17 protein-coding genes are annotated in these 17,432 nt (G+C 71.5%); 6 read left to right on the forward strand and 11 right to left on the reverse strand.

The window, feature by feature from the left end; genetic code table 11:
* Positions 1 to 5: 5 nt before the first annotated feature.
* The gene (locus AB0H75_RS33825) at positions 6 to 2,006 is read right to left on the reverse strand and encodes a hypothetical protein (protein ID WP_367803530.1); all 2,001 of its coding nucleotides are present in this window, start codon (positions 2,004 to 2,006) and stop codon (positions 6 to 8) included.
* Between the two features lie 242 nt (positions 2,007 to 2,248).
* On the opposite strand from AB0H75_RS33825, the gene AB0H75_RS33830 reads away from it, so the two are divergent.
* Positions 2,249 to 2,989 (forward strand): alpha/beta fold hydrolase, encoded by a 741-nt coding sequence (locus AB0H75_RS33830; protein WP_367803531.1) that lies wholly within the window; start codon positions 2,249 to 2,251, stop codon positions 2,987 to 2,989.
* 31 nt (positions 2,990 to 3,020) lie between these two features.
* On the opposite strand, the gene AB0H75_RS33835 is transcribed toward AB0H75_RS33830, so the two are convergent.
* Both AB0H75_RS33835 and AB0H75_RS33840 read right to left on the reverse strand, forming a co-directional pair.
* Positions 3,021 to 3,167, reverse strand: a complete 147-nt coding sequence (locus AB0H75_RS33835; RefSeq protein ID WP_367803532.1) for a hypothetical protein — start codon at positions 3,165 to 3,167, stop codon at positions 3,021 to 3,023.
* Between the two features lie 139 nt (positions 3,168 to 3,306).
* Positions 3,307 to 4,281 (reverse strand): dienelactone hydrolase family protein, encoded by a 975-nt coding sequence (locus AB0H75_RS33840; RefSeq protein WP_367803533.1) that lies wholly within the window; start codon positions 4,279 to 4,281, stop codon positions 3,307 to 3,309.
* A gap of 38 nt (positions 4,282 to 4,319) precedes the next feature.
* Between AB0H75_RS33840 and AB0H75_RS33845 the strand changes: the two genes are divergently transcribed.
* Positions 4,320 to 4,916, forward strand: a complete 597-nt coding sequence (locus tag AB0H75_RS33845) for a TetR/AcrR family transcriptional regulator (RefSeq protein WP_367803534.1) — start codon at positions 4,320 to 4,322, stop codon at positions 4,914 to 4,916.
* A gap of 192 nt (positions 4,917 to 5,108) precedes the next feature.
* On the opposite strand, the gene AB0H75_RS33850 is transcribed toward AB0H75_RS33845, so the two are convergent.
* The gene (locus AB0H75_RS33850) at positions 5,109 to 5,807 is read right to left on the reverse strand and encodes a TetR/AcrR family transcriptional regulator (RefSeq protein ID WP_367803535.1); all 699 of its coding nucleotides are present in this window, start codon (positions 5,805 to 5,807) and stop codon (positions 5,109 to 5,111) included.
* A 141-nt stretch (positions 5,808 to 5,948) separates the two neighbouring features.
* Here AB0H75_RS33850 and AB0H75_RS33855 point away from each other — a divergent pair, with 141 nt between their 5' ends.
* Together AB0H75_RS33855 and AB0H75_RS33860 are read left to right on the forward strand one after the other, a co-directional pair.
* Positions 5,949 to 6,254, forward strand: coding sequence for a hypothetical protein (locus tag AB0H75_RS33855; RefSeq protein WP_367803536.1), 306 nt, complete (start codon positions 5,949 to 5,951; stop codon positions 6,252 to 6,254).
* Positions 6,233 to 7,399 carry a macrolide family glycosyltransferase gene (locus AB0H75_RS33860; protein ID WP_367803537.1) on the forward strand — a complete coding sequence of 389 codons (1,167 nt, stop codon included), beginning with the start codon at positions 6,233 to 6,235 and terminating at the stop codon, positions 7,397 to 7,399. The genes AB0H75_RS33855 and AB0H75_RS33860 overlap by 22 nt, the downstream gene beginning before the upstream one ends.
* A gap of 18 nt (positions 7,400 to 7,417) precedes the next feature.
* Here the strand turns inward: AB0H75_RS33860 and AB0H75_RS33865 are convergent, their stop codons facing one another.
* The gene (locus AB0H75_RS33865; RefSeq protein ID WP_367803538.1) at positions 7,418 to 7,600 is read right to left on the reverse strand and encodes a hypothetical protein; all 183 of its coding nucleotides are present in this window, start codon (positions 7,598 to 7,600) and stop codon (positions 7,418 to 7,420) included.
* Positions 7,601 to 7,764: 164 nt separating this feature from the next.
* The gene (locus AB0H75_RS33870) at positions 7,765 to 9,330 is read right to left on the reverse strand and encodes an alpha/beta fold hydrolase (RefSeq protein WP_367803539.1); all 1,566 of its coding nucleotides are present in this window, start codon (positions 9,328 to 9,330) and stop codon (positions 7,765 to 7,767) included.
* Positions 9,331 to 9,495: 165 nt separating this feature from the next.
* On the opposite strand from AB0H75_RS33870, the gene AB0H75_RS33875 reads away from it, so the two are divergent.
* The gene (locus AB0H75_RS33875; protein WP_367803540.1) at positions 9,496 to 10,713 is read left to right on the forward strand and encodes a serine hydrolase domain-containing protein; all 1,218 of its coding nucleotides are present in this window, start codon (positions 9,496 to 9,498) and stop codon (positions 10,711 to 10,713) included.
* Between the two features lie 28 nt (positions 10,714 to 10,741).
* On the opposite strand, the gene AB0H75_RS33880 is transcribed toward AB0H75_RS33875, so the two are convergent.
* The 4 genes from AB0H75_RS33880 to AB0H75_RS33895 all read right to left on the reverse strand — a co-directional run bounded on the left by AB0H75_RS33880 (position 10,742) and on the right by AB0H75_RS33895 (position 15,236).
* Positions 10,742 to 11,941, reverse strand: a complete 1,200-nt coding sequence (locus tag AB0H75_RS33880) for a glycoside hydrolase family 68 protein (protein WP_367803541.1) — start codon at positions 11,939 to 11,941, stop codon at positions 10,742 to 10,744.
* A gap of 174 nt (positions 11,942 to 12,115) precedes the next feature.
* Positions 12,116 to 12,940: a carbohydrate ABC transporter permease gene (locus AB0H75_RS33885; protein ID WP_367803542.1), complete on the reverse strand. Its 825-nt coding sequence runs from the start codon at positions 12,938 to 12,940 to the stop codon at positions 12,116 to 12,118.
* Positions 12,937 to 13,869: a carbohydrate ABC transporter permease gene (locus AB0H75_RS33890; RefSeq protein ID WP_367803543.1), complete on the reverse strand. Its 933-nt coding sequence runs from the start codon at positions 13,867 to 13,869 to the stop codon at positions 12,937 to 12,939. Before AB0H75_RS33890 ends, AB0H75_RS33885 begins: the two co-directional genes overlap by 4 nt.
* Before the next feature lie 5 nt (positions 13,870 to 13,874).
* Entirely contained in the window at positions 13,875 to 15,236 is a 1,362-nt protein-coding gene (locus tag AB0H75_RS33895; protein ID WP_367803544.1) for an ABC transporter substrate-binding protein, read from the reverse strand.
* A gap of 145 nt (positions 15,237 to 15,381) precedes the next feature.
* On the opposite strand from AB0H75_RS33895, the gene AB0H75_RS33900 reads away from it, so the two are divergent.
* Entirely contained in the window at positions 15,382 to 16,503 is a 1,122-nt protein-coding gene (locus AB0H75_RS33900; protein ID WP_367803545.1) for a LacI family DNA-binding transcriptional regulator, read from the forward strand.
* On the opposite strand, the gene AB0H75_RS33905 is transcribed toward AB0H75_RS33900, so the two are convergent.
* The coding region (locus AB0H75_RS33905; protein WP_367803546.1) for an HAD-IC family P-type ATPase at positions 16,496 to 17,432 on the reverse strand (937 nt) is incomplete at its 5' end. The genes AB0H75_RS33900 and AB0H75_RS33905 overlap by 8 nt on opposite strands.

A 17,432-nucleotide genomic window follows, 5' to 3' on the forward strand; every position in this document is an offset into this window, starting at 1 on the left:
GGCGTTCAACCCCGTCCGGCGGGCGAGGCCGCCGCCGCGTCGTCCGTGAAGCCGGGGCTGGTGGCGACATAGCCCAGCCGGCCTTCCCGTGCCCCGCCCTGCACCCCTTCGCAGTCCGCCTCCGTGGACAGGAAGTGGTCGTGGTTGGCGGGCCAGAAACAGCGGTAGAGCGGCCGGTAGTCGCTCGACGGCGGCTGCGTGTGGAGGTAGCCCTCCTTGCGCACCCGCGTCAGTCCCTCGCAGTCGGCGGTCACCGAGACGAAGTGGTTGATCCCCCGCGGCACGGCGTAGGAGCACCCGTACAGCGGGATCGTGCCGGGACGCTCGGCGTTCTCCAGGTACCAGGTCTGCTTCTCGCGCTTGTAGGAGGAGGTCACGCTGTCGGTGGTCTCGCGGTGCTCCCAGCCGTTGTAGTAGCGCACGAAGGGGGTCCGGGTGGTGGACAGGGCGTATCCCAGCAGGCCCTCGGGGGTGCCGTCGCCCTCGCAGTCGGCGGTGATGGAGACGAAATGGTGGCCCTTGCCGGGTTGGTCGCACCTGTACAGCGGTGTCGAAGGCGCGGCGGGCCTGGCGGTGTGGATCCAGCCCAGCGTCTGGACGATGGCGTTGCCCGGGGCGTCACAGGCCGCGTCCTTGGAGACGAAGAAGTCGTGTGCGCCGGCGCGGCACTCGTACAACGGCCGGGTGCCGGGACGTCGCGCGGACAGCAGCCCCCAGATGCCGCCGAACTGCGGGTAGGTGCCGGCCTCGGCGAGCAGGCTGGTGGTGACGCGGTGATGACCGGCGTTCAGGTGCCGGATCAGCGGCACGGCCTCGGCGGCCAGGGTGGCGGTGCAGCGGACATGCCTGCGGACGAGCTGGGCCCTGGTCCAGTCGGGGTTCGGGCTCAGCCACTGCGTGTAGTAGACGTAGAAGCTGCGTCCGACGGTCGCGGGGTCGGCACCGGTGCCGACGACCGACACGTAGGCGACGTGGCGGTCCTCGGCCTCGCGGAACAGCGGCACGCGGGCCGACCAGTCGCGCACCCCGTCCGGCGAGGTGGAGATGACGATCTCGCGCGTACTGACCGCGGCCGCCATGAGCACGCCGCCGGAGGCAAGGCGGGCCACGTGCGGGGCCCATGCCATGGACAGGCCCGGCTGCAGGTCGGTGGAGGGGCCCGCGCCGGTGGCGGCGTCCCCGTAGGCCGGTGAGTCCCAGCCGCCGTCGTGGTACTTGTTCCACGTCGTGGCCTTGCCCGCGGCGGCGGCGGCCAGCACCTCGGCGACGGGAGCCCGCGCCACGGAGAGCGCGGTGCTGGCCGGACGCCCCCGCGAGTCCACGGTGAAGTCGGGGAAGTACACGTACAGGTGGTCGCCGCGGCGGGTGAGGCTGGACATCCCCATGTCGGCGATCTGGTTCAGCCCGAACGCGGTCCGGAGGTCGTTGTCGGGCCTGGCCACCGGCCCCAGGTAGGTGGTGACGCCGGTCGCGGGGTCGTGCCTGCCCAGGTGCAGCTCCGCGTAGAAGAGGTTTCCGGCCGCGTTGTACTTCTCCAGGTGCAGGACCTTCAACACCGTGCCGTCCGGCGCCTTCCAGATCGGGCCGCCGCCGATCCATGCGTAGCCGTCCGGCGCGTTCCGCACGGGTGCCGCCTTGACGATCCCTCCCGAGACCGGATCCTCCAGGTCGCCGGCGGTGACCACGTTCCGCTGCGCCGGCCCGCCCGCGGGGCCGCCGAACGCGTCCGGGGCGTGGAAGAGCAAGCGGCCGTCGGACGTTCGCTCCGCGCTGATGGCGCTGTCCGGCCAGCCCTTCAGCCCGAGGCGGTCCCGGGTCGCGGCGGAGACGACGACCTCCTCCGGCCCGACGGCCACCCCGTCACAGCCGGCCGCAGCCGCCGCCATCGTCGTCACCGTCGCCGCCTCCGCCGCCGCCGCTGGTGCGGGCCGGGCGGCGGCGTCCGCGACGGACGTCGCCGTCAGCGCCAGCAGCGAGAGCACCACGATGCTCGAACGAATCCCCACGTCACTCCAACCCATTCGATCGTTCCGGCCCCGGCCCGGCACGGCCAGGCGAGCATTCTGGCCAAGCGCAGTCCGATCGATCCAGCTCTCTTGCGGCCAATCACCACCGGATTCCGGCAAGGCCGAGGCCGAGACGCCGCGCTCATGGCGGCGCAGGGGCCTCGGTTCAGGGGCTCGAACCAGGTCAGGCGCGGCCCACAGGACGGGCCGGCCGGGCGGCCGGGCGGCCGTACGATCTCGACATGACATCGGTGACGCCGGAGCTCCGGCACGGCACGGTCGCGCTCGACGGCGTGACGATCGCCTACCGCGAAGCCGGCGCGCCCGGCGGCCTGCCGGTCATGCTGCTGCACGCGCTGGGGAGCGATGCCGGCACCTGGGAGCGCTTCGCGATCCGGCTGGCGGGCCGGGGGCGTCACGTGCTCGCCCCGGACCTGCGGGGGCACGGCGGTAGCACGTGGACCGGGACGTATTCGATGGAGCTGATGCGCGACGACGTGATCGGATTCCTCGACGCCTGCGGCATCGGTCACGTCGACCTGGTCGGGCACTCGATGGGCGGCGCGGTCGCCGTCCTGGTGGCGCAACGTCAGCCGGAACGCGTTCGGCGTCTGGTCGTCGAGGACACTCCCCCGCCGCCGCGGGAGCCGGTGAGCGTGGAGGCCGCGCCGGTGGCCGAACCGTCCGAGCCGTTGCCGTTCGACTGGCGCTCGCTCGAACCGATCATCACGGAGTTCCGGACTCCGCGACCGGACTGGTGGGAACGTCTGAGGACGATCAGCGCCCGTACGCTGCTCGTCAGCGGCGGGCCGACCAGCCACGTATCACTGGACGCCCTGACCCGCATGAACCAGATCATCGCGGATTGCCGGCTCGTGACGGTTCCGGACGCCGGGCATCGCGTCCATTCCCAGAGGCCCGAGGAGTTCTGGCGCGTGACCAGCGCCTTTCTCGACGACCACCCCGGGGCGCCGGACTCCTGATGCCCGTTCGGCCGACCGTGCCCCTGATTCGTCAGTCGGCCGCCGTGACCGGCCCTTGTCCACGGGGCAGGCCGAGGTCCGCCCAGCCCGTCACCTCGTCATCCTCGCGGGTCAGAGGAACGCCCAGGGCGGTGAGGACGCGTTGCGCGGCGAGATTGCCGGCTGTCGTGCCGACCACGATGGCGTACGTGGTTTCCTGAGGCGTCGCAGTGTCACGTCAGCGCGCACGCACGACATCCTGTCCGCGCCGGCCGTGCCCTATCAACACGATATTCCTCTTCCGAGATGCCTTCGCGGTCCTGGATTCGGCCGGGCGATCAACCGGACAGGTTTTCGCCGTACAATCTCGCCAACGCGTCCCAGTGTCGCCGTTCAGCGTCGGCATCGTGCGGCGGAATGTCCGGAACGGCGAATCCATGCGCGGCCGCGTAGGTTTCCAGGGTATATCGCACCCCGGCGCCGGAGAGGGCCGATCGCAGCCGTTCGTGCTGGTCGGCGGGGAAGACTTTGTCGTCCTGGGCCGCCGCGACGTAAATCGTGCCCCGCATGAGATGCGCCAGCAGGTGCGGGCTGTCCGGGTCGCCGGCCGCGGCGAGCTCGCCACCGTGAAACGACGCCGCGGCCGCGATGCGATCCGCGTGATGCGCGGCCGCCGTGAGCGACATACGTCCTCCCATGCAGTAACCCACCGTGCCCACCCTGGTTCCGGCGACCGCGGGATGACGCGCCAGATACGCGAGAAAAGCCCCTGCGTCGCGGACCACCATATCCGCGTCGACGCTCACCGAGAGCGCGGCCAGCCTCTCACGCTCCGAGGGGTCGTCGAATACGGTGGCGATGTCGAAGGGAGCCCATTCGGTCCGGTAGTAGACATCGGGCAGCAACACGGAATATCCCATGCCGGCCAGCCGGTCGGCCATCGCGGCGAAGGTCCCGCGTACTCCGCCGGCATCGGGATAGAGGATGACTCCCGGCCAGGCCCCCACGTCCGAAGGGGTGTGCAGGGTGGCCGCGCACACTCCATCGTGAGTGTCGACGGACACTTGTACGTGCGGCATAGAAGCTCCCGGTTCAGTCGAATGGGGTGTCGGCGCCGATCCCTGTGATGACCGTATCGGAGGCGACACAGATTTCGGTTGTCCATATGCATGCAGCAATCCAGTGAAGAACGAGCCCGCAGGTCCGCGCGAGCCCTTCTTGAAAGACCACGGATATCGCGCGTGAAAGAGTTCGATGCGCTGCCGCGCCCCGATGCCGCTCGTAGCGCCACAGGTCACGATCGGGCGATCCATAGATTGAGGCTTCCCTCAAGTTAGCTACACTGGCGGGCATGCGCAAGGACGCCATGCGGAACCGTGAGCGGCTTCTGCACGCGGCACGGCGACTGTTCGCGGATCAGGGGCTCGACGTGCCGCTCGAAGAGATCGCACGTGCGGCCGGGGTGAGCATCGGGACGCTCTACAACCGCTTCCCCACGAGGGAGGCCCTGGTGGAGGCGGTTTTCGAGGACCGGGTCGCCGCGGTGACCGCGCTGGCCGAGCAGTCCTTGGCCATGAACGACGCCTGGGAGGGGTTCGTCACGTTCCTCACCAGCGTGTGCGAGCTCCAGGCGGCCGACCACGGTTACAACGACCTGGCCGCGCGAACGGCTCCCGTGGGCGAGGACCGCGGATACGGCCTGATGGGAGAGCTTCTCGAACGCGCCCAGCGATCGGGACAGTTGCGGCCCGATGTCAGCCTCGCCGACATGGCCTTCGTCGTCTGGGGGGTGGCGGCGACCGTCAGAGCCACTCGCGGGTCGGCGCCCGGCGCCTGGCGCCGGCACCTGGCCCTGACCCTGGACGGCCTGCGTGCCGTCGCAGCCCACCCCTTGCCGGTGCCGCCCATGTCGATCCCGCAGACCCGCGCCGCGATGCGGGACTGCTGACGGGAGATCTCAGGAGGCGCAGCCGAGCAGGCGGACCCGTCGAGGCCCGGTCGTCCACCGGTTCACGGGGCGGGCGGGTCGGCACGGCGGTGCCACTGGAACGCCACGGGACGCCACGGGACGCCGCAGGACGCCACGGGTCGGGATGAGGTCGTGGCGGCGCCGGGGGATGAGTCACCGTCCTGTTCGTGCTCACTCGGAAGAGTCCGGCACGCGGGGCGGAGCCGCTGCCGGCAGGGAGCTGATCACCCGGGCGAGTTGTTCGGCGTAGTGCTCGACCAGCTCGGGCGAGATCGTGTCGGTGCCGAACAGGCCGCGGGCCAGGTGCGGGTAGACCGCGAGGGCGTTGCCCGCGCTCAGGCCGATGAGGATCAGCGCGGCCGGGTCGAAACGATCGTCGAGCTCACCGGCGCGCTGCCGCTCGCGCAGCGCCCGCACCTCGCGCTGGAGCTGGGCGTTGCGTTCCCGCGTCTCCTCGTCGCCCTCGTCGTCCTCGCCGGTGTCGTAGAGGCCGTCCCAGGCGAGCAGGCGCCCGCCGAAGCGGGGGTCGACGCTCGCCCGCACGCCGCGCTTGATCTGTTCGGCGAACTCCAGCCCCTCGGGGATCGCCTCGGCCTCGTAGGCCCGCCAGCGGCGGCCGATCTCCCGGTACAGCCCTCGCTTGCTGCCGAAGTAGTAGGAGATGAGCTGCTGGTTCACGCCGGCACGTGCGGCGATGTCGGCGACCCTGGCACGGTCGAAGCCCTTGGCGGAGAAGACCTCCACGGCGGCATCGAGGATGCGTGCCTTGGTGCGCTCAGCGTCGCGCAGCCGCTCGTGCGGGGCGGGCGATCGCCTGGTCCGCTGCCGCCCGGCCGGTTCCCGGTCCGGGGACGGGTGCTGTGAGGTCATGCCCTTGATCCTGTCACACGGCCGCAGGAGCTAATCAAATACTCGTTTGACTATTCCAGTTTGCGAATTGATACTGCCTTACGGGCAACTGGTTCGGCGCTGTCGCCCGAGAGCCGGGCGTGGTCTCCAGAAGGAGTGGTCATGTCCCCTGCGCGTGACCGAGGGGCCGAGCCCGCCGCCGCCTCCTCCGGCCCGGGTCGGTTGATCTCCGCCCGCGCGGTGCGGAGAGTGGCCGGCAACCTGATCCTCGCGCCGTGCCTGATGGCGATCGTGCTGCCGCTGGTGGAGGGCCACTCGATCGCCCACGCGGTTCCCCGGGTGATCGGCGCCTTCCTCGCCTGTGCCGCGCTCCGCCTGGGCCCGCCCGGCAGGGATCCCGCCCTCCATATCGGGCGGCCCGACCCTCGTCGTCAAGGAGATCCGTCATGGCCCACCTCGCCTTCATGAGCCTCGCCGAGGCCGGTCACCTCAACCCCCTCCTGCCGATCGCCCAGGAGCTGGTCGAGCGCGGCCACCGTGTCACCTTTCCCGCCGACGCGTGGATGGCCGAACGCATCGGCCCGACCGGAGCCGAGATCATCTCCTACGAGCCCCGCCCCGTCGAGGCCATCGTGATCGACAGCATGGACGCCGCCGCACGCGCCACCCTCGCCGTGCTCCGGCAACTGGAGCACGTCCTGCCGCAGATCGAGACCGGATACGCCGGCGACCGGCCGGATCTGATCGTCAACGACTGGCTCGCCTGGGCCGGCCCCATGCTCGCCGCCAAATGGCGCCTGCCCAGGATCCAGTCCTGGTCCGCCCACGCCGCCGGCGAAGGCTACGACTTCGGGGAGTTCATCGCCGGCATGTTCGCCGCCGCCGGCTCCGTCAAGGCCGAGTTCGACACCCTGTTCGCCGCCGTCCTCAGCCGGCACGGCATCCCCCCGCTCCGGCTGCACGATTTCTACAGGCCCGCCGAGTTCAACCTCGTCTACCAGCCCAGGTCCTTCCACGTGCACAACGAGACCTTCGACGACCGCTACGCGTTCGTCGGCCCCACCCGGCTGCCCGCCGCGCAGGACTGGACGCCCCCGGCACGCCCGCTGGTCCTGGTGTCGCTGGGCACGATCATCAGCCGCCCGGACTTCTTCCGCGCCTGCGTCCAGGCGTTCGCCGGCGAGCCGTACCACGTCGTGATGTCCGTGGGCCGCGGCGTCGACCCCGCCGAGCTCGGGCCGCTGCCCGCGAACATCGAGGCCCACCAGCACGTCCCGCAGCCCGCCGTGCTCGCGCACGCCGACGCCTTCGTCACCCACGCCGGCATGAACTCCACGATGGAGGCCCTGGCGGCGGCCGTGCCGATGGTGGCCGTCCCCCACACCCCCGAGCAGCGGACCACCGCCGACCGCCTCGCCGCCCTCGGCCTCGGCTCGGTCCTCGTTCCCACCGACGTGACCGCCGAGCGCCTGCGCGAAGCCGTCCGCGGCCTGCTCGGCGAGCCCGCCGTGCGGCGGCGGCTCCGCGCCATGCAGGACGACGTGCGCGCGGCGGGCGGCGCGCTCCGCGCCGCCGACGCGATCGAGGCCCGCCTGCCCAGGGGGCTCCGGTAGCGCCGGCGGCCCAGCCGGTCACCGGAGTCCCCATCGGGGTTTGAACACCGAGAGCACGGTCGCGATCAGCAGCATGGCGATCTGTGCGCCCAGCACCGCGACCTGGCCCCGCCGGCGAGCCGCGACGGCCCGCCCGGCGCCCGCGGTGGCGGCCATTCCCTCGGGGCCGGACAGGAACATGCCCACGCAGATGACGGCCACGAGCAGGACCCAGTTTGACCGCCACCCAGTAATGGCGGAGCGGCCCCCAGTGGCTCCCCAGGCCGGGTGGGCCAGGCCGAGGTCCCTGGTCAGGGTGGCGGCCGTGTCCGCGCGCGACGTCCGCCCGCGGCCGAGCCGCGGGCCGGTGCCGGTGTGCCGGGCTGTCAGCTCGGGAGGGGGCTGCCTTCGCAGCCGCGGTCGATCCGGCCGGTGGTGAAGTACCCGACCACGTCGGCGGCGCACTGCGGCACGCGGGTGACGGAGCCGTGGACGTCGTCGCGGACGGTGTAGACGGTGCCGCCGATGGCGCGCTGCGTCTGCAGCGTCCACTCGTACGCCGACATGTACTCGTACAGGTGCCCGGACAGCACCAGCGAGCCCTTGGCGCGCTTGACCGGGCTTTCCTGTACGGGCAGCGGCCAGCCGGGACACTCCGCTCCCAGGCCCCAGGCCCGGCCGGTGACCGGATGGCGCCTGATCCGCTCCTGGTAGGCGTTCCAGGCGGCGGCGAAGGTGGGCCGGCTGGCGTCCTCGTTGCACTTGACCGCGCGGTTCATGGTCAGGTTCAGCGTCTCGGGCATGCCGGGCACGGGTGCTCCCCCGGGCGGGCCGAAGAGCTCCTTGACGGTGGGCGGGGCGGTGGTGCCGGTCGCGTCCCGCAGCTCGGCCAGGGCCTTGCCCGCTCGCGCCCATTCGGTGGAGTTGCGGCGGGCCAGGTCGGCCACGGCCGCGCCGTCGATGGGCCGCTGAAGGTCGGTGAACGTCCTGGGTGTCTTGTCGTGGTCGCGCACCAGCTTCAGCACCGTGTCACGGACCTGCCGCGCGGTGGATCCCAGGCCGTAGATCCCGTCGTTGCGGGCCAGCCAGGTCGCCATGCGGCCGAAGTCGCGCTCGGCGGCGGCGGCGCTGCCTGCGAGATGGTCGTCCTGGCGGGTCCACGGCGGCGCGGTGCTGTCCAGGAAGACCCGGCCGGTGTTGCGGGGGTAGTTTCCGCGGTACACCATGCCGAGGTGGGTGCCCCAGGACACGCCGAGCAGGTTGAGGCGGCGCTCGCCGAGCGCCGTCCTGATCAGGTCGAGGTCCGCGGCGACGTTCTCGGTGGTGAGCGCGCCGAGGAAGGACGGGTCGGAGCGCCCGCAGGCGTCGTTGGCGGCCGCCTGGGCTTGGTACAGCTCGCGGGCCGTCTCCTGGGTGAGCGGTCCGGGCTCCGGCCGGGGGCCCTGCTCGGGCGGGCAGGCGACCTTGGTGCTGGCGCCCACCCCGCGGGGGTCGAAGCCGATGACGTCGTAGCGCTGGTTGAGCTTGGCGATCTCCTCGTTCCTGAGCCTGACGCGCAGGACGGGATCGAGGTATCCGCTGTTGCCGGGCCCGCCGGGCAGGATCACGGTGGCGCCGAGCCGCCGTCCCGTGTCGGTGGCGGGCAGGCGGGTCACCGCGATGCTGATCTTCCGCCCGTCGGGGCGGTCATGGTCCAGCGGGACGCTGACCGTCCCGCACTGGAGCCGCTCCATGTGAGCGCGAAAGGCCGGCAGTTGCTCGGCGGTCACGCCCATGCCGCGGGCCACCTCGTCGCTGTAGGCGGGACAGGGCTTCCACTCGACGACGGGAGCGGAACGGCCCGCGGCGGTGGCGGCCACGGCGGGTGACGGGCCCGCGGGCCCCGCCGCCGCGAGGAACGTCAGGCACGCCAGGGCGGTCAGCCGGCGTAGCGGTGTCTCGGAGAAGGTCATGACCGTCATCCCTACACCGGCGAATGTTTCCTCCCGGTTTGCTCCGAGGCGCGGAGCGAACGCGGAAACAGGCAGGAAACCTCGCCTGGTCTAGGCATGACCTTGAACGTCGTGGCCGGCGGAACCCGCCGGTCGTGATGACTGCCTGAAGGAAGGATTCTTTTCGTGAATCGTGCGACAGTAGCCGGCGTCACCGGACTGGCATGCGTCGTGCTGGCGCTGAGCAGCCTGCCCGCCGCGGCCGCGTCCACCGCCGCGCCCACCGCGAGCCGGCCCCGTCCGGGGGACGTGCAGAGGGCGCTGGAGGAGTTGGCCAAGACGCCCGAGGTGGTGGGCGCCATCGGCGAGGTCTACGTGGACGGCAAGCGCGTCGGCAAGGGCTCGGCCGGCACCCGCCTGTTGAACGGCAAGGGTGGCAGGATCCCGACCGGCGCGCGCTTCCGGGTCGGCTCCCAGACCAAACAGATGACCGGCGTCGTGGTGCTGCAACTGGTCAAGGAGGGCAAGCTCAAGCTCGACGACAAGCTCAGCGACCTGCTCCCGGAGGTCGCCGAGAAGGACCTGGTGGAGCGGGCCGGCGAGATCACCCTGCAGCAGCTCATCCAGCACACCTCCGGCGTCCCCAACTTCTTCGACGACAAGCTGGTCGACACCTTCGACTTCACCACCTACTACCCGCCGATGGAGCTGGTGAAGAAGTCCCGCACCCTGCCCCGGACCCAGGAGCCGGGAGAGAAGTTCTCCTACTCCAACACCAACTACCTGCTGCTGGGCCTGATCATCGAGAGGTACACCAAGCACACCCTGGCCGACGAGTTCGAGCGGCGCGTCTTCGATCCCGTCGGCATGGACGACTCCTACCTGCCCACCAAGTTCCCCGGCGGCATCAAGGGCCCGCACGGCCACGGCTACTTCCCCGACAGCACGGGCAAGCTGCGCGATGTGGACCGGCTCAACATGAGCTACGGCTACGCGGCCGGCGGCGTCATCTCCACCGCGCACGACATCAGCGCCTTCCAGCGGGCCTTCGCCCAGAACCGGCTGCTGCCAGAAGAGCTGAAGAGGGTGCTCATGGGACCGCCGAGAAGCGCGCCGCAGCCCTCGGGGCAGCCGTCGGGGCAGCCCTCAGGACAGCCGTCGGGACAGCCGTCCGAGGGCGGGGGCGGCCAGCAGCAGCCGCCCGCGCAGCCGTGCGGGGGCCAGCCGGCGATCATGTCGCTCAAGGGCAGCGCCCCCGGCTTCAACGCGGTCACCTTCGTCTCGCCCGACGGCCGGACGCAGTTCGCCCTGTCGGCCACCCTGGCCATCTCCAACACCGACCCGTCGCTGGATGCGCTCCTGGTGAAGGCCGCCGAAGCGGTCTTCTGCCCGAAGGGCGGATGAGACGGCGGGGGACAACGGCTCCGCCGCCTCAGGTGGTGAGCGGTGTCGCGCTCGGCTTCTTCTCCCGGACCCCTGGGAGCTGGGCTCCGGGATCCTCCGCCACCGGGACGACGGAGGTGCTCAGGCCGTCCAGGGTCAGCTTGAGTGCCGGGGCGATGGTGCCGCCGAAGCCGGCCCGCGCCTGCGCGGCCTGCGCGTACCGGAGGTCCAGGCCCTGGGGTGATCGGTAGTTGGCGAAGCTGACCACGTGCAGATCCGGCAGCACCAGCCAGGCATAGGCCTGGTCGGGCCGGCCGGAGGGGTTCGCGATCACGAGCCCGGAGCCGTTGAGCGGCTCGTACGGTCCGGTCAGGGCGGGCGCGGCGAAGCCGTACAGGCCGGTGGGCGCGCGGCCGGCCGGGTGGAAGGCGTGGCGCTGGGTGCAGAAGAACAGGTAGTACCAGGAGTCGTGGACGATGACGTGCGGGCGTTCGAGCTCGTGGTTGACGCCTTCGGCGACGAGCAGCGGCGGCAGCAGGGACCAGGCGCCGTCCCGCGGCTCGGCGAGGGCGACGGCGCCGGTGAAGGTGTCCTTCCAGGCGGTGGACGCGGCGACGAGCAGGTGGTCACCGCCGCCGGCCGGATCGCGGAACCAGCCCGGGTCGCGGAAGGCCCTGATGCGGCCCGGCGCCCCGTCGTCCTCGTCGGCCGGCAGGTAGATCCGCCCGTCGGAGCGCAGGACCTCGCGGTGCGGGACGTCCTGGCACAGCCCGATCCGGTCCCCGTCGGAGATCACCGTGGTACGGGCCTCGATGACGCTCTGCCGGTACGTCGGACGCGCCTCGCCGCGCCGCCCGGCGGCCGTGTAGTACACCGACACGGTCCCGTCGGGGCGGCGGATCGCCGATCCGGACCATTCGCGGCTGCCGGGCGAGGCGCCGTCGGGGAAGGCGTTCCCCAGGTCCGCCCACTCGTCCCCCTTCCTGCCGAGCAGGCGGATCCTGGCCCGGTCGTGGCGCTCCTCGGGATGGCCGAGCGCGGGAGCCGACAGGGCCATCCACAACTCGCGGCCGCCCGCCGTGCTCGTCGAGCCGTCCTCCTCCTGGATCGGCCACAGATCCCAGAGGTCGTGGCCGGGCAGGATCCGCGGCGGCGCGGCGGGATCGATGACGGGCGCCGTGGTCGCGTCGTCCTCGGTGAGCAGGTCGAGGTGCCGGCGGGTCCAGCGCGCCGGCCGGTCACCGCTCACGTGGTGCCCTGCCCGTGGTGGCGGCGGGCGGCCGTTCCCCGAGGCGTGCGGGGCTCGGTCGCCGCTTGTCGCGCGACCTGTGGTCCTCTTCGCGGGAGCATGGACGACCTCTGCTTTCGCTCGTGGGATGTGTGCCGGGGCAGACGGCGGGGAGGGGCGGTGCCCGGCTCGCCGTCAGCCCTTCAGGGAGCCCTGGAGCAGGGCCTTGACGAAATGGCGCTGGAAGATGAGGAAGATCACGAGTGTGGGGGTCAGGATGAGCAGCGATCCCGCGCACAGCAGCGGGATGTCCGTCCCCCATTGGCCCTGGAAGGCGCCCAGGGCGCCGGACATCGTACGCTTGGCGGGGTCGTCCACCAGGACGATGGCCAGCAGGAACTGGTTCCACGTCCAGAGGAACAGCAGGATGCCCAGCGACGAGATCGCCGGCATGGCCAAGGGGACGTGGATGCGCCGGAACAGCTGCCACACGTTGGCGCCGTCCATGCGCGCGCTCTCCGAGAGCTCGCCGGGCATGTTGACGAAGTGGGCGCGCATCCAGAAGACGCTGAACGGCATGAACAGCCCGATGAGCGGCAGGATGATGGCCCAGCGGGTGTTCAGCAGCCCCATGTCGCGGATCTGGTAGTAGAGCGGCGTGATGATGCCCTCGAAGGGGAGGGTCAGGCCGAGCACGAACAGCAGGAAGACCACCCGGCCGCCGATGACGCGCAGGTGGCCGATGGCGAAGCCGGCCATCGTGCCGAGCAGGATCGAGATCGGCACCACGCCCAGCACGATGAGGACGCTCGACCACAGCAGCGCGCCCATGTTCGCGGCCTCGAAGGCACGCAGGAAGTTGCCCCACTGCGGGTCGCCGGGCCAGGCCAGCCCGGCCGGGTAGGTGCCGGAGGGGTGCAGGGCGGTGACGAACAGGCTGAGGAACGGCAGGAGCGTGACCGCCATCATGAGGATGAGCAGCACCCTGCCGGTCCAGGCCTCCCGCCAAGCGGTGATCATTTGTTGCCGTCCTTCGCGAACCACTGGATGGGAAGGGCGCAGGCGATCACGAGGAGCATGAGGACCACGGCCAGAGCCGAGGCCGTACCCACCTCGCGTTCGGAGAAGGCCAGGTAGAAGATCTGCAGCCCGGGCACCATCGTGGTGTTGCCGGGGCCGCCCTGGGTGGCGATGTAGACGATGTCGAAGCTGGCCAGGGCCGCGATGACGGTCACGGTGACGCAGACCGCGATCTCCTGCCGGAGGCTCGGGACCGTGATGGAGACGAACTCCCGCCACGGGCCGGCGCCGTCGAGCCGGGCGGCCTCGTACAGCGCCGGATCGATCTTGCTCATGCCGGCGAGGAGCAGCAGCGTGCAGAGCCCGAGGAGCACCCACGCGCCGATCATGCCGACCGCCGGCAGGGCGGTGGCGAACTCGCCCAGCCAGGCGCGGGTCACCCCGCCGAGGCCGACGAGCGAGAGCAGCTGGTTGACCATGCCGGTGGAGGCCAGCAGCCAGCTCCACGCGATGCCGGCGGCGACCAGCGGGATCACCTGGGGGAGGAAGAGCACGGTGCGCGCCACGAGGGCGAGCCGGCTGGCGGCGATGCGCCTGATCGTCGCCGCGACGGCCAGGCCGAGCACGACCGGGACGGCGCTGAAGAAGACGATGAGCTGGAAGGCGTTGACCAGCGAGTCGAACAGGTCGCGGTCGGTGAAGACCTTGCCGTAGTTGGCCAGCCCCACCCAGGTGGAGGCGCCGATGCCGTTCCAGTCGTAGAGCGAGTACTGGAACGTCAGGGCGATCGGACGCAGGACGAACACCGCGTAGAAGGCGAGCGCCGGGAGCACGAACAGCCAGCCGGCCAGGCCGCGCGCGCCGAGCGGCCTGGCCGTCCTGGCCGGTCGCCGGTGCGGGGACCGGCCGGCGGCGGGTCGGGTCGTCACCTGCCTCAGTTCCCTTCGAGCTGGCCGGCGTAGTCGGACTGGACCGCCTTCAGCAACCCCTGCGGCGTCTGCTGGCCGGCCACCAGCTTCTGCAGGTTGGGCGTCCAGCTCTTGGCGTAGATGGCGCCGGTGGCGTTGGCGATGAAGTCCATCGCGCCGTCGTTCTCGGCGATGTCCGCCCCGGCCGCCAGGGTGCTCGCGGTGACCTTGTCCGAGCTGACGGCCGGCATGTACGCGTCCGCCGGTCCCATCGGACGCGACCCGCCGATCTCGACGCCGATCTCCCTGGCCCGCTTGTCGGTGGCCACCCAGTTGAGGAAGAAGGCGGCGCAGTCGGCGTTCCTGGCCTTCGCGGCGATGCCGAAGGTGAGGGGCGCCGACATGGCGGCGAGCTTGCCCCCTCGCTCGGCGGGCGGCATCAGGGTGAAGCCGACGTTGCCCGCCATCTGCTTGTCGAGGTTGCCCGACTCCCAGTCGCCGTTGAACATGAACAGGCCCTGGCCGTCGATGAAGCGGCTCATCATGGTCGCGTAGTCGACCGCGTTGACGTCCTTCTGGAAGTAGCCGGCCTTGATCCACTTCTCCAGGTGCTGGGCGGCCCGCAGGTTCGCCGGGGTGTCGATGGTGGCGCCGGGCTTCTGGAAGATCCAGTCGTTGATGGGCGCGGCGGGGCCGTAGGAGGCCATGAGGTTCTGCAGCGGGAAGGCCAGGCCGCCGGTGGCTCCGCCGTTGAACTGCAGGATGGGCGTGAGACCCGCCTTCTTGGCCTTGTCCAGGGCCTGGTCGAGCTCGGCCAGCGTGGCGGGCGGCGCCGACATGCCGATCTGCGCCGCGAGCTTCTTGTTGTAGAACAGGCCGGTCATGCTCATGTTGAGGCCCAGGGCGTAGAGGGAGCCCTCGCCGCGCGGGCGGCCGCCCTGGCCCAGGCGCAGCTGCTCCAGCTGGGAGGCCGGCCACTTGTCCCAGCCGAAGGCCGTCGCGTAGCCGTCGAGGTTCTTCAGCAGATTGTCCTTGACCAGCTCGGAGACCTGGGGCAGGCGCATGAGGTCGGGCGGGTTGTCCGCCAGCACGCGGGGGGCGTTCTGCGTGATGACCGCGAACTGGTCCTCGCGGATGTTCCACGTCACGTTCGGGTGCTGCTTGGTGAACTCGGTGGTCAGCGCCTTGGGCAGCGGGAAGCCGGTCTCGAAGTAGCCGCTCATCGTGACCGGCGCCGAGCCGCAGGCAGGCGCCGCCGACACCGGGGACGCGCCGGTCGCCTGCGGCTGCGGGCTGTCGCTGCCGGGGGCCGCGCAGGCGGCGGCCAGCGTCCCCAGGGCGATCACCAGCGCGGCCCCGGACCTGCCGGAGCGGACTCGACGAGTCATGTGGATCTCCTCTGCTGCTGGGGACGATCAGCGCGCGGCAGATGTCCCGAACTCGTTGCTAAATCGGGTTAGCGCCCGATAGTCTCACCACGCGCGTCGTACGATGTCAACCCCCCGTAACACACTCTTGACGATGGGAGATCGGGTGAGCCCACGACGGGTCACGCTGGCCGATGTGGCCAAGGCCGCAGGCGTCTCCCGCACCACCGCCTCGCTCGTGCTGTCGGGCCGTGGCCGCGAGCTGCGGATCTCTCAGGACGTCGAGCAGCGGGTGGTGAAAACCGCCGAGGAGTTGCAGTACCGGCCGAACATCGTCTCCAGGGGCCTGCGTACGGGCAGCAGCCGGACCATCGGCTTCGTCTCCGACACCGTCGCCACCTCGCGGCTGGCCGGCGACATGATCAAGGGCGCGCTCGAGGCCGCCAGGGACCGCGGCTTCATGTTGTTCATCGGCGAGACCGAAGGCGACGCCGAGCTGGAGCGCCTCCTGCTGCAGGCCATGCACGACCGCCAGGTCGACGGGCTCATCCTGGCCTCGATGTTCACCCGTACCATCAAGGTGCCCAAGGCGGTCATGGCCGCGCCCGCCGTGCTGCTCAACGCCCTGCCCAAGCAGCCCGCTCCCCTGCCCGCCATCCTGCCCGGCGAGGTCGAGGCCGGCCGCCGCGCGGCCCGCGTCCTGGTCGACGCCGGACACCGCGACGGCATCTACCTCATCGGCGCCGGGCCGCGCCTGCGCGACGTGCCCCCGGAGAGCCTCGCGGCGGTGGAACGGCTCATCGGCATCCGCGAGGCGCTCGGCGAGGCGGGGGTCAAGGTGGCCGGCGCCCGCACCTGCCCGGACTGGCAGCCGGAGTACGGCCTCGCGGCGACGCGGGACCTGCTGCGGACCGTCCGGCCGCGTGCGCTGATCTGCTTCAACGACCGCATCGCCATGGGCGCCTACCAGGCGCTGGACGACTTCGGGCTCAAGGTGCCCGCCGATGTCTCCATCGTCTCCTTCGACGACCACCCGATCGCCTCATGGATGCGGCCCCGGCTGACCACCGTGGCGCTGCCCCACTACGAGCTGGGCCGCAAGGCCGTGGACGTGCTGTTCACGGAGATCGGCCGCGACCGCTCGGCCGGCGAGCGGGCGGGCGAGGCGCACCGGGCGGGCGAGGTGCACCGGGCGGGCGAGGTGCACCGGGTGCCGATGCCCGTCCGCCACCGCGAGTCCGTCGCGGTGGCGGACGGTGCGGTGGCGGACGGTGCCGGTTCTACGTGAAGCGGCGTAGCCGCAGGCTGTTGCTGACCACGAAGACGCTGGAGAACGCCATCGCCGCGCCGGCGATCATCGGGTTGAGCAGGCCCAGGGCGGCCAGCGGCAGGGCGGCCACGTTGTAGGCGAAGGCCCAGAACAGGTTGCTCCTGATGGTCGACAGCGTGCGGCGGGACAGCCGGATGGCGTCGGCCGCCACCCGCAGGTCGCCGCGCACCAGGGTCAGGTCGCTCGCCTCGATGGCGGCGTCGGTGCCCGTGCCCATCGCCAGCCCCAGATCGGCCTGGGCCAGGGCGGCGGCGTCGTTGACCCCGTCGCCCACCATGGCCACGACCTTGCCCTCGGCCTGCAACCGCTTGACCACGTCCACCTTCTCGGCGGGCAGCACCTCGGCGATGACCTCGTCGATGCCCACCTCGGCGGCGACCGTGCGGGCGACGGCCTCGTTGTCGCCGGTCAGCAGCACCGGCGTGAGACCGAGGGCGCGGAGCCGGGCGATGGCCTCCTCGCTGGTCGGCTTGACCACGTCCGCCACCACCAGCACGGCGCGGGCCTCGCCGTCCCAGCCCACCGCGACCGCGGTACGGCCGGCGGCCTGGGCCTCGCGCAGATCCCGTTCCAGGCCGGCGGGCAGGTGCTGGGACCACTCCTCCAGCAGCCTGGGACGGCCGACCAGCACGGCGTGGCCCTCCACCATGCCCTGCACGCCGAGGCCCTCGACGTTGGCGAACTCCTCGGGAGCCGGCAGCTCGCCGACGCGGGCGGCGGCGCCCTTGGCGACGGCCTGGGCGATGGGGTGCTCGGAGGCGTGCTCCAGCGCGCCGGCCAGGCGCAGCACCTCCTCCTCCTCGCTCTCGCCCTCGGCCAGGTGCACGCCGACCAGCGTCATCCGGCCCTCGGTGACGGTGCCGGTCTTGTCCAGGACGACCGTGTCC

Source organism: Nonomuraea sp. NPDC050783 (genome assembly GCF_040802095.1).
In the GTDB taxonomy this organism is placed as follows: domain Bacteria; phylum Actinomycetota; class Actinomycetes; order Streptosporangiales; family Streptosporangiaceae; genus Nonomuraea.